11 protein-coding genes are annotated in these 11,487 nt (G+C 67.6%); 1 reads left to right on the forward strand and 10 read right to left on the reverse strand.

Annotated elements, in window-relative coordinates:
* Nucleotides 1-175 precede the first annotated feature (175 nt).
* Nucleotides 176-1,675 carry a nucleobase:cation symporter-2 family protein gene (locus tag ACFO3A_RS09685; protein WP_377725930.1) on the forward strand — a complete coding sequence of 500 codons (1,500 nt, stop codon included), beginning with the start codon at nt 176-178 and terminating at the stop codon, nt 1,673-1,675.
* Nucleotides 1,676-1,748: 73 nt separating this feature from the next.
* Here ACFO3A_RS09685 and ACFO3A_RS09690 read toward each other — a convergent pair whose 3' ends face one another.
* The 10 genes from ACFO3A_RS09690 to ACFO3A_RS09735 form a co-directional block, all read right to left on the reverse strand.
* Nucleotides 1,749-2,894 carry an acetyl-CoA C-acyltransferase gene (locus tag ACFO3A_RS09690; protein ID WP_377725931.1) on the reverse strand — a complete coding sequence of 382 codons (1,146 nt, stop codon included), beginning with the start codon at nt 2,892-2,894 and terminating at the stop codon, nt 1,749-1,751.
* Entirely contained in the window at nt 2,885-4,333 is a 1,449-nt protein-coding gene (locus ACFO3A_RS09695; protein ID WP_377725933.1) for an AMP-binding protein, read from the reverse strand. Before ACFO3A_RS09695 ends, ACFO3A_RS09690 begins: the two co-directional genes overlap by 10 nt.
* Entirely contained in the window at nt 4,330-4,911 is a 582-nt protein-coding gene (locus ACFO3A_RS09700; protein ID WP_377725934.1) for a biotin transporter BioY, read from the reverse strand. The genes ACFO3A_RS09695 and ACFO3A_RS09700 overlap by 4 nt, the downstream gene beginning before the upstream one ends.
* A gap of 29 nt (nt 4,912-4,940) precedes the next feature.
* The gene (locus tag ACFO3A_RS09705; RefSeq protein ID WP_377725935.1) at nt 4,941-5,534 is read right to left on the reverse strand and encodes an energy-coupling factor transporter transmembrane component T family protein; all 594 of its coding nucleotides are present in this window, start codon (nt 5,532-5,534) and stop codon (nt 4,941-4,943) included.
* Nucleotides 5,527-6,258, reverse strand: coding sequence for an energy-coupling factor ABC transporter ATP-binding protein (locus ACFO3A_RS09710; RefSeq protein ID WP_377725936.1), 732 nt, complete (start codon nt 6,256-6,258; stop codon nt 5,527-5,529). The genes ACFO3A_RS09705 and ACFO3A_RS09710 overlap by 8 nt, the downstream gene beginning before the upstream one ends.
* 209 nt (nt 6,259-6,467) lie before the next feature.
* Nucleotides 6,468-6,725 (reverse strand): molybdopterin converting factor subunit 1, encoded by a 258-nt coding sequence (gene moaD, locus ACFO3A_RS09715; protein WP_377725937.1) that lies wholly within the window; start codon nt 6,723-6,725, stop codon nt 6,468-6,470.
* Nucleotides 6,722-7,975, reverse strand: a complete 1,254-nt coding sequence (locus ACFO3A_RS09720) for a molybdopterin molybdotransferase MoeA (RefSeq protein ID WP_377725938.1) — start codon at nt 7,973-7,975, stop codon at nt 6,722-6,724. The genes moaD and ACFO3A_RS09720 overlap by 4 nt, the downstream gene beginning before the upstream one ends.
* 6 nt (nt 7,976-7,981) lie before the next feature.
* Nucleotides 7,982-8,533 (reverse strand): molybdopterin-guanine dinucleotide biosynthesis protein B, encoded by a 552-nt coding sequence (mobB, locus tag ACFO3A_RS09725; RefSeq protein WP_377725939.1) that lies wholly within the window; start codon nt 8,531-8,533, stop codon nt 7,982-7,984.
* Nucleotides 8,534-8,670: 137 nt separating this feature from the next.
* Nucleotides 8,671-10,095 carry a threonine synthase gene (gene thrC / locus ACFO3A_RS09730; protein ID WP_377725940.1) on the reverse strand — a complete coding sequence of 475 codons (1,425 nt, stop codon included), beginning with the start codon at nt 10,093-10,095 and terminating at the stop codon, nt 8,671-8,673.
* Nucleotides 10,095-11,429, reverse strand: coding sequence for a homoserine dehydrogenase (locus ACFO3A_RS09735; protein ID WP_377725941.1), 1,335 nt, complete (start codon nt 11,427-11,429; stop codon nt 10,095-10,097). The genes thrC and ACFO3A_RS09735 overlap by 1 nt, the downstream gene beginning before the upstream one ends.
* Nucleotides 11,430-11,487 lie beyond the last annotated feature (58 nt).

Below are 11,487 nucleotides of genomic sequence, written 5' to 3' on the forward strand. Positions count from 1 at the left end.
AAATCAGGCAGTGCCGGATTTCGATAAGCTATGTATACAAATTTGTATGCAAAAAATTCCACGAGGAATTTATAGTCAAAAGCGTCCGCTCCCGGGCAGCCTGAGAAAACCTTCCTCCTGGTTGCCCCGCGCAGCATTTTTTCAAGAGCTTCATCCATGAAGCCAAGGAGACATCATGACCCAAGCCACCGCCGCTGTCGCGGCTGCCGACGTTGCGGCCGCCCCGGCCATCGAGCGTCCCGAGGACGAGAACCTGGGCTTTGGCCCCCATCTGGCCTACGGAATGCAGCATGTGCTGACCATGTACGGCGGCATCGTCGCCGTACCGCTGATTGTGGCCGAAGCGGCCGGCATGTCCGCCGCCGACACCAGCCTGTTGATTACCGCCTGCCTGTTCATGGGCGGCATCGCCACGCTGCTGCAAACGCTGGGCATCCCGTTCTTCGGCAGCAAGCTGCCGCTGGTGCAGGGCGTCTCGTTTGCGGGCGTGGCCACCATGGTCAGCATCCTGCAGACCGGCGGCGGCATCCAGGGCGTGCTGGGGGCGGTGGCTGCCGCGTCGGTGCTGGGGCTGATCGTGGCGCCGGTGTTCTCCAAGGTCACCAAGTTCTTTCCGCCGCTGGTCAATGGCTGCGTGATCACGGTCATCGGCCTGTCGCTGATGCCGGTGTGCGCCAACTGGGCCATGGGCGGGCGCCCCAGCCTGCCGGACTACGGCAGCATGAGCAACGTCGTCCTGGCCGGCATCACGCTGCTGACGGTGCTGCTGCTGTCCAAGCTGGGCAACGCGGCGATTTCACGCCTGTCGATCCTGCTGGCCATCGTCATCGGCACGGTCATTGCCGTGTTCATGGGCAAGAGCGACTTCTCCAACGTCGGCCAGGGCGCATGGTTTGCGGTGCCGCAGCCGCTGTATTTCGGCATGCCCACCTTCAGCATGGCGTCCACCCTGTCGATGTTCATCGTAATTCTGGTGATTCTGGTGGAGACTTCGGCGGACGTGCTGGCCGTGGGCGACATCGTGGGCACCCCGGTCAATTCGCGCCGCCTGGGCGACGGGCTGCGGGCGGACATGCTCTCCAGCATCGTCGCGCCGTTCTTCGGCGCGTTCACGCAAAGCGCGTTTGCGCAGAACGTCGGGCTGGTGGCCGTCACCGGCGTGAAAAGCCGCTACGTGGTGGCCTTCAGCGGGCTGATCCTGATCGCCCTGGGCGTGCTGCCGATCATGGGCCGCATCGTCGCCTGCGTGCCGCCGTCGGTGCTGGGCGGCGCCGGGCTGGTGCTGTTCGGCACGGTGGCGGCCAGCGGCATCCGCACGCTGTCCAAGGTGGACTACCACAACAACATGAACATGATCATCGTCGCCACCGCCATCGGCGCGGGCCTGCTGCCGGTGGTCGCGCCCAAGTTCTACGCCCAGTTCCCGGAATGGTTCGCCACCATCTTCCACTCCGGCATCAGCGGCGCGGCGGTGGTCGCCATCAGCCTGAACCTGCTGTTCAACCACTTCAAGCAGGGCAATTCCGACCAGCAGTCGGTGTTTGTGGCAGCCTCGGAACGGCGCCTGACCCAGCACGTGCTGGACAGCCTGAGCGATGGCGACCAGGTGATCGACGGCAAGCTGTACGACAAGAACGGGAACCTGGTGCCGGTGCTGGGCGGCGGCGGCCACTGATCACAAAAACAATAGCTTTTCCCGCTTGAATCCATTCAATTTTAATAAGTTTTATATTTGAGATTGAATGGATTCAAGCGGTAAAAGCTCTTACTAAAATAGCACTTCCCAATCCCCCGGCCCCTGCAATCGCCGCCAGCGCCCGCTGCCCCGGTTGCAACTGCGCCAGTGCCTGCACCAGGGCAATCGCCCCCGATGCCCCGATCGGATGCCCCCGGGCCAGCCCCCCGCCCTGGCGGTTGATGGCCTCCAGGGGCAGGCCCAAAGCCGCCACGAACGCCAGCGCCTGAGCGGCAAAGGCATCGTGCAGTTCCACCACCTCCACATCGGCTGCCGCCAGCCCCTGGTTTTGCAGCAATTGCTGCGCTGCCTGCTGGGCGGCCAGCATCGGCGCTTCGGGGGCGGCGCCCAGGCTGGCTGCACCCTGCCACTGGGCGCGGGGGCGCAAGCCCCAGCGCTGGCAGGCCGCCGGGCTGGCCAGCAGCAGCAGGGCTGCGCCGTCGGCCTTGGGCGAGATGGCCACGGTACTCAAGCTGCAATCATCCCCCTGGGCGCCGGTGCCGGGGCGCACGGCGGGCATCCGCACGGCCCGCGCCAGGGTCAGGGCGCGGGGGTAGGCGTCCCGCCCCCATCCGGCCACCGGCACGACTTCGTCCCCCGGCACATACGCCAGCGCCCGGGCGTGGCTGGTGATGGCCCAGGCATCCTGCGCTGCGCGAGTGAGTGTGTGCTGGCAGGCGATGGCCGCTGCCGCATCCAGCATGTCCCGGTCGCGCGGCGCGGGCGCAAAGGCGGGGCGTTCGTAGGCTTGGGGGGGTTCCCCGGCATGGCGCGGGCGGTGCGATCGGAGGGGGGCGCGGCTCCAGGCTTCGGCCCCGCCGGCAATGACCACCTCGGCTTGCCCCAGGGCCAGCAGGCCGCAGGCATGGGTGATGGCATCCAGGCCGGCGCAGCATTGGCTATCGACCGTCCAGGCGGCCACCCGGTCGGGCAAGCCGGCAGCCAGGGCGGCCAGACGGGCCGGGTTGCCATTGGCCCCCAGGGCGTTGCCCAGCACGACGGCATCGACCGCCTCGGCGGGCAGGCCGGCGCGGCGCAGCAGGTGGGCGACGAGCGGGGTGGTCAAATCCGGCACCGTGCACTGCGCCAGCGCCCCGCCGACGGGGGCCACCGGGGTGCGTGCCCAGCCGACGATGGGCCATGACAGGTTTACCGCCATGCCTGCAATGGCCCTGGCGGCTGGCCGGCCAGGGCTTGCGCCACCGCCGCCTGCAAGGCCGCCGTATCGGTTTTGCCGCTGCGCGTTTGCGGCCATGCGCCCTGCCAGCGCCACCAGCGGCGCGGCGTCTTGAAGGCTTCGAGCTGCGCCCGGCAGCCTGCGGCCAGCGTGCTGGCGGCGGGCAAACCGTCCCCGTTCCCGTCCGCTTGCAGCACGGCGTGGATGCGCAGGCCGCGCAGCGCATCGGGCAGGCCGACCACGCTGGCCTGGGCCACGCCGGGCTGCGCCTGCAACCAGGCCTCGACCTCTTCGGGGAACAGGTTTTTGCCCTGGGTGACCAGCATCCGGCTTTCGCGCCCGCACAGGTAAAGCTGGCCGGACGCATCCAGCCAGCCCATGTCGCGCACGGTCAGCCAGCCGTCGTGCAGTTCGGCGGCGGAACCGTCGTGGGCATGAACGTAGTCCATGAACAGCATGGGGCTGCGCAGCCAGATGCGGCCCACTTCGCCCGCTGGCAGGCTGGCATGGGGCGTCGGCCCGATGCGCAGCTGCACATTGCCAAAGGGCTGGCCGACGGCCTGCGGATGGGCGCGGGCAGCCACGTCCATCCAGGTGATGTAGCTGGCCTCGGATGCGCCGTAGAACTCGGCCAGCCGCGCCTGGGGCAGCAGGGCCTGCAACTGCGGCGTGTGTTCGCGCATCCAGCGGGCGCCGCTGATCAATACCAGGCTGGGCTGGGGCAGCGGTGCCCAGCCCTTGCGCTGTGCCATCTGCATCAGCAGCAGCAACTGGCTGGGCACGGCCACCAGGGTGCTGCCCGGTGCTTGCTGCAACTGCGCCCAGGTGGTTTCTGCCGAGAATTTTTCCTGCACCCGCGCCCCGCGCCCCGTCCACAGGCCGAGCATGACGGCAAACAGAAACAGCGAATGGCTGATGCGCCCCGGCGCCAGCACCGGGCCGGTGAGCTGCGCCCCGAAGGTGTGCGCAGTGATGGCAAAACTTTCCACCCACGAGCGATGGTGGCGGCGAAATCCCTTGGGCTGGCCCGAGCTGCCCGAGGTAAAACCGACATAGAACGGGGCCAGATCGGGCGCTGCCGCCTCGTGCGTCGGCATCTGCGCGGGCAAGGCATCGACCGCCGCCTGCACCGACTGGGCAATGGCCGGCGGCCACGCTGCATCGCCGATGGCCGCGCAGCGGCCACTCACCAGCACGGCCAGAAACTGCACCACCCCATCGACCACGCCCCCATCCAGCGGCAGCAGCACGGTGGGCAAGGCGTCTTCCCGCTCCAGCCGTGCCGCCTGGGCCAGCACCTGCGCCTGCAACTGGGCAAAGGTAAGCTGCCCGCGCTCGCTGACCAGGGCCAGGGCGTCGGGCTGCACGCCGGCCCAGTGCGCCAGGCAGCCATGCACCAGGGGCCAGGCGGGTGCGGTCATGCGGGCTTGCCCCCCAGCGGCCAGTCGGGCAGAGCCTTGGCTACGGTATGCACCACCAGGGCGCACAGCACGGCCTTGGCCAGATCGCCGGGGACAAAGGCCAGATCGAGCATGAAGGCCTTGGTCAGCGGCATCTGGGCGATCAGCATCAGCCCGGCGATGCCCAGCAGGTGCAGGAACACCACCCCGCCCAGCACGGCAGCGATCAGGGCGCTGATGGCCGCCTGCTTGGGCGTGCGGCTGGGCAAACGCCCCATCAGCAGCCCCACCACCCCGGCGGCCAGGGCGTAGCCGATCAAATACCCGGCAGAAGGCAGCATGAACACGCCAATCCCGCCGCGCCCCCCGGCCAGCAGCGGCAGCCCCACCGCCACGGCCAGCAGGAACAGGGCAATGGCCTGAAAGCCGCGCTTGCCGCCCAGCAGGCACCCGGCCAGCATGATGCCCAGCGACTGCAAGGTAATGGGCACGCCGAAGGGCAGGTCGATCTTCGGCACCAGGCCCAGCACGGCCATCAGGGCCGCGAACAGGGCGACGGTGGACAGCGACTGGGCGCTGTTGCGGGTCAAAGTGGTCATGGGTTGCTCCCTTAAAAAATTCAACGTAATCAACCGCCCAGGCGCACGAACAGGGCATCGGCCACGCGCCGCGCGGTTTGCAGCATATGCACCGCCAGGGGGGCCACCAGCCGCCAGCCGCCGCCGCGCCCGGTGCGCAGGCGGTAGGCATCGTCCAGCTTGCCCCACTGGATGAAAAAGTGTTCGGTAAAACGCAGCATCAGCCCCAGTTGCAGGGACAGGCGCTCCGGGTTCACGCCCAGCGGGCGCAGCGGTTGCAGCAGCCATTCCAGTACCGCCACCACGTCGCCGGTGCGGGTCGTCACCGTCAGCGCCACCCCCAGGCTGGAGGCACAGAACAAGCGCAAGGCGCTGGCCACGCCCAGCTCCCAGGTGCCCATCCAGACGTGGAAACCGGCCACCAGCAGGGCGGCAACCAGCACCGCCCACAGCAGGCGCCGCGCCGGTTGCGTGGCCGGCCCCAGGCTGACCAACACCCCGGCGCACAGCGCCGCCCCGGCCCCCAGAACCCACAGCGATTGAAAAATAAAGAGAGCTAGCCCCGCAGCCACCAAGCCAAATAGCTTATGTCCGGCCCGCAAACCGTGCAACCACGTGCGGTACTCGCTATACAAACTACCCATGCTGCACCCATCCCTGGTCGATGCCCAGGCTGCGCACATGCGCCTCGTAGGCGCGGCAAACGTCTGCGCCCGGCCCGTCCAGGCGCACCTGGCCCTGCTCCAACCACAGCACGCGCGGGTAGTCGCGCACATAGTCCAGCACGTGGGTAGACACCAGCACCTGCTGCGGGCAGGCGGCAATGTCGGCGGCCAGCCGCAACTGCCCGGGCAGGTCGAGGCTGGCATAAGGCTCGTCGAGCAGCAGCACCTCGGGTTGGGCCACCCGCATGGCCAGCCAGCAGACCCACTGGCGCTGGCCCTGGCTCAAACTGCCCACGGCCCGCTGCCCCCAGTGCGCCAGACCGCGCTGCTGCAAGAAATCATCCACGGCCCGGGCCGCCTGCGCCCGGCTGCCGCTGTGGGCGCTGCGCCAGGACAGTTGCAGCTCCTCCTGCACGGTGGGGAAGATGATCTGGTCGTCCGGATTCTGGAACATCAGCCCCACCCGGCGGCTGGGCGCGTGGCTGCGTTCGGCGCTGTGCAGGGTGTCGCCCTGCCAGACGATCTGCCCCTGCCAGGGCACGTCCAGCCCGGCCAACATGCGCAGCAGGCTGGTCTTGCCCGCGCCGTTGAAGCCGATCAGACCGATGCGGGCTTCGCCCAATGACAGGTGCAGACCGGCAAACACCGGGGTTGGCCCCCGGCGCAAATGGATGTCCTGCAAATCCCAACCCTGCATCGTCATGAATCCGTCCCTGATGTGATGGGGGCGATTCTAGGAAGCCGCCCGCCACCCGGTCAGCCTCCCGGCATGAAAAAGGCAGTGCGTTCCAACCGCCGCCATTGACCGGCAAATCCACGCAAAAATGCCGACCGAAGTCGGCATTTTGGATTCAATTGAGCACAAAGCCTGCAACTGCCGGCTTTTTGCAGCCAATGGCAGCCAAAAACTGCCTATCCCCCGGTGACCGGCGGAAAAAATGCCACCTCATCGCCCGCTGCAATCGGTGCGTCGGGCGGGCACATGTTCTGGTTCAGCGCCAAACGCACCGGCTGCGAGCCACACAGCGCCTGCGTGGCCTGGGCGCTGCGCCGGGCCAGTTCCTCGCGCAAGGCAGCCACGGTCGCGGCGCTGGTGGTCAGCGTTTCCGCGCCGGTGCCCATGGCCTCGCGGATCGAGGCAAAGTAACGCACGGTAATCGTCCTGGTCATGTGAGCAGCTCCGAAAAAGGCAAAAAGCGCACGCTGTCGCCGCGTGCAATCAGGGTCTGGGCCGGGTTGTCCACCAGGCCCTCGGCCCAGACGGTAGAGGTCAGCACGCCGGAATTCTGGTTGGCAAACAGCTCCAGCCGCCCCGCGCCATTGCGGCGCACGCGCAGGAACTCGCGGCGGCTGTCGGGCTTGCGGATGTCGAAATCGGCCAGCACCCAGTGGGCTTGCGGCTGCACCACGCTGGCGCCCTGCAAGGCCAGCACAAAGGGGCGCAGCAGCATCAGCACCGTAATCAGGCTGGACACCGGGTTGCCCGGCAGGCCGATAAAGTGCGCCTGCCCTGCGGTATTGCCGTCATTGCCGCTGCGGCGCAGGTGGCCGAAGGCAAAGGGCTTGCCCGGCTTCATGGCGATCTTCCACAGCGACAGCGCCCCCAGTTGCTCGACCACCGGGCGCACATGGTCTTCCTCGCCCACCGACACTCCGGCGCTGGTCACCAGCAGGTCGCAATCCTCGGCGGCCCGCGCCAGGGCGGCGTGGGTGGCCGCACGGTCATCGGGCAGGATGCCGCCATCCACCACTTCGCAACCCCAGCGCTTGAGCAGTCCGGCCAGCACATAGCGGTTGCTGTTGAAGATATGGCCCGGCGGCAAATCCTGCGGGGCGATGCTGCCGGGCAGCGCCAGCTCGTCGCCGGTGGAAAACAGCGCCACCCGGGGCTGGCGCGTCACCGGCAGTTGCGCCAGCCCCAGGCTGGCCGCCAGCCCCAGCGCCGCCGGGGTCAGGCGCAGACCGGCCTGCAAGGCCGTGCTGCCCAGGGCAATGTCCTGCCCGGCGCGGCGCACGAACTGGCCGGGCTGCGCAGCGGCGTCGAAGCGCACGCGGCCATCGGCCAGCACCGTGCATTCCTCCTGCATGACGACGGCGTCCGCCCCCGGCGGCAGCGGCGCCCCGGTAAAGATCCGCGCTGCCGTGCCCGGTTGCAGCGCCGTGCCCACCTGCCCGGCGGGAATGCGCTGGCTGACGGGCAGCACCGTGCCCGCCGCCGATACCTCGGCGCTGCGCACGGCGTAGCCGTCCATGGCCGAGTTGTCCAGCGGCGGCACCTGCAAGGGCGCAATGCAGTCCGCCGCCAGCACCCGGCCATCGGCCTGGAGCAAATCGACAGAAGCCCCGCCAGGGAGCGGCTGCGCCTGGGCCAGCAGAGCGGCCAAAGCGTCTTCTAAAGGAGTGAGTGGAGCGGCAGACATGGCAAATCAGGAAATTTTCGGTGGCACATACTGTAGCCGCTCCCCTTGCGCCAGCATCCAGGCGGCGATGGCCTCGGGCTGGTTCAAATCCAGCAGCGCGACATGCGCGGGCACGGGGTGGGGCAGGCTGTCCGGCGCATCGGTGGCCAGCGCCAGCACGCCGGGGTCGGTCAAGCACAGCAAAGGACGCCCCGGCTTGCCCGGCGCAGGTGCACGCCACAGCTCGATTTTCGGCAGGTCGCCCTGCTTGAAGCCTTCGACCAGCGCCCAGTCCATGCCCGGGTCGAGCTGGGCCAGCATGGCGTGGACGTCCATGTCCTGCGGCGCATCGAACTCCTGCACCAGGGCCATGCGCCGGTCGCACACCAGCAGCACCTGGCTGGCCCCGGCCTGGCGGTGGCGCCAGCTATCCTTGCCCGGCTGGTCGATGTCCACGTCGTGGTGCGCGTGCTTGACGGTGGCCACCCGCAGGCCCTGCCCGCGCAGCAAGGCGATGATTTTTTCCAGCAAGGTGGTCTTGCCCGTGCCGGAATACGCGGCGAAACCCAGGGCGTGCATGGCAATCCTTTTAGAACGTGTTTAGGTTCTTAGAACGTGTTTACGATCTTACTGTTTTCAATAGCAAACGGCGCTTGATTTACAAGCGCCGTTGCCATTTTTAACCGATATTTTCAGTCGAGCCGATCGGTCTCCGGTCAATCGCAATGCCGGGCGATATAGGCTTTGACCTGGGTCACATCGGCAGGCAGCACCTGCACGCGCTTGGGCAGGCTCTCGATACCGTCGAACTGCGCCGGGCGGTCCGGCTGGCGGCCCAGGGCTTCCTCGATGGTGGCGGCAAACTTGATGGGCAGCGCCGTCTCCAGCACGATCATCGGCTCGGCGCCCACATGCTCGCGGGCCACCTTGATGCCGTCGGCGGTGTGGGTATCGACCATCTGCCCCAGGCGCCGGTAGCTGTCGCGGATGGTGGCCAGCCGGTCGGCATGGGTGCTTTTGCCGCTCACGAAGCCGAACCTGGCCTGGATGTCGGCAAAGACCGGATCACCACTCAGATCGAAGCGGCCTTCCTGGCCCACGCCCTGGGCAAACAGCGCCTGGGTGCGGGCACCGTCGCGGCCCACCAGATCGAAGATGAAGCGCTCGAAGTTGCTGGCCTTGCTGATGTCCATCGACGGGCTGGAGGTCTCGAACGTCGCCGCCGCGCCGCGCACCTGGTAGACGCCGGTGCGGAAGAACTCGTCCAGCACGTCGTTCTCGTTCGTGGCCACCACCAGCCTGGCGATGGGCAGGCCCATCTGCCGGGCCACGTGGCCGGCGCAGACGTTGCCGAAGTTGCCGCTGGGCACGGTGAAGCTGACTTGCTGGTCGTTGCTTTGCGTGGCCTGGAAGTAGCCGGCGAAGTAGTAGACCACCTGCGCCAGCAGCCGCGCCCAGTTGATGGAATTGACGGTACCGATCTTGTACTGCGCCTTGAACGCCAGATCGTTGCTGACGGCCTTGACGATGTCCTGGCAGTCGTCGAACACGCCCTCGATGGCGAGGTTGTGGATGTTCTCGTCCTGCAGGCTGAACATCTGCGCCTGCTGGAAGGGGCTCATGCGCCCGTGCGGGCTGGTCATGAACACGCGCACGCCCTGCTTGCCGCGCATGGCGTATTCGGCGGCGCTGCCGGTGTCGCCGCTGGTGGCGCCCAGGATGTTCAGTTGCTCGCCGCGTCGGGCCAGTTCGTACTCGAACAGGTTGCCCAGCAGTTGCATCGCCATGTCCTTGAAGGCCAGCGTGGGGCCGTTGGACAGGGCTTCGACGTGCAATTGGCCTTCCAGCTGGCGCACCGGAGTGATGGCGGCGGTGCCGAACACTTCCTCGGTATACGTCTTGCGGCAGATGGCCCGCAGGTCGTCGGCGGGGATGTCGTCGATGTAGAGCGACAGAATCTCGAACGCCAGGGCGGCGTAGCCCTGTTCGGCATAAATCCGGCGCAGCTGGCCCAGGCGCTCGGTGCCGATCTGCGGGTAGTGCGCGGGCAGGTACAGGCCGCCATCGGGGGCCAGCCCGGCCAGCAGGATGTCGCAGAACTTGCGGGCGGTGGCATCGCCCCGGGTGGACAGGTAGTGCATCAGTTCAGCTCCTCCTTGCGGATGCGCGTGATCGGCGCCAGCACCGAGGGCAGCGCCTGGATGTGCGCCAGGGCGGCATCCATGTCTCCTTCGCGCGTTTCGTGGGTGAGGATGATGAGGTCGGTCTGCGTGCTGCCCTCGCCGCCGATTTCATCGGCTTCACGCTGCAGCACGGCGTCGATGCTGATGTTGGCACCGGCAATCAGACCGGTGATCTGGGCCAGCACGCCCGCCTCGTCGGCCACGCGGATGCGCAGGTAGTAGCTGGTCACCACCTCGGCCATGGGCAGGATGGGCAGCGCGTCCGAAGCCGCCACCAGCGTGTGGCTCTGGAAGGCCAGCGGCGGCACGCGGTGCGCCGGGTCGGCATCCAGCAGGCGGGCGATGTCGACCAGATCGGCAATCACGGCGCTGGCCGTCGGCTCGCTGCCGGCGCCCTTGCCGTAGTACAGCGTGGCGCCCACGGCATCGCCCTGCACCAGCACGGCGTTCATCGCGCCTTCCACGTTGGCGATCAGGCGCTTGGCCGGAATCAGGCTGGGGTGCACGCGCAGCTCCACGCCCTTGTCGGCGCGTTTGGTGATGCCCAGCAGCTTGATGCGGTAGCCCAGTTGCTCGGCGTATTTGATGTCGGCGGCGGCCAGCTGGGTGATGCCCTCGACGTGGGCCTTGTCGAACTGCACCGGAATGCCGAAGGCAATGGCGCTGATGATGGTGGCCTTGTGCGCGGCGTCCACGCCTTCGATGTCGAAGGTCGGGTCGGCCTCGGCGTAGCCCAGGCGCTGGGCTTCCTTGAGCACCACGTCGAAGTCCAGCCCCTTGTCGCGCATCTCGGACAGGATGAAGTTGGTCGTGCCGTTGATGATGCCGGCCACCCACTGGATCCGGTTGGCCGTCAGGCCCTCGCGCAGCGCCTTGATGATGGGAATGCCGCCGGCCACCGCCGCCTCGAACGCAACGATCACGCCCTGGTCGTGCGCGGCCTGGAAAATTTCCGTGCCATGCACCGCCAGCAGCGCCTTGTTGGCGGTGACGACGTGCTTGCCTGCGGCAATCGCCTCCAGCACCAGCGCCTTGGCGATGCCGTAGCCGCCGATCAGCTCCACCACCACGTCGATGTCCGGGTTGGCGATGACCGCGCGGGCGTCGTTCACCACCTGCACCGTGTCGCCGACGATGGCGCGGGCGCGTTCGGTATCCAGGTCGGCCACCATCGTGATCTCGATGCCGCGCCCGGCGCGGCGGGCGATTTCCTGCTGGTTGCGCTGCAAAACGGCAAACGTGCCGCTACCGACGGTGCCAATGCCCAGAAGGCCGACTTGGATGGGTTTCATGGTGTTTTCTGAAAATTGAAGGGAAAGTGATGCAAACGCCGAGGCCGGAGTTTCAAAA

Source organism: Comamonas nitrativorans (genome assembly GCF_042654765.1).
GTDB lineage: Bacteria > Pseudomonadota > Gammaproteobacteria > Burkholderiales > Burkholderiaceae_C > Comamonas > Comamonas nitrativorans.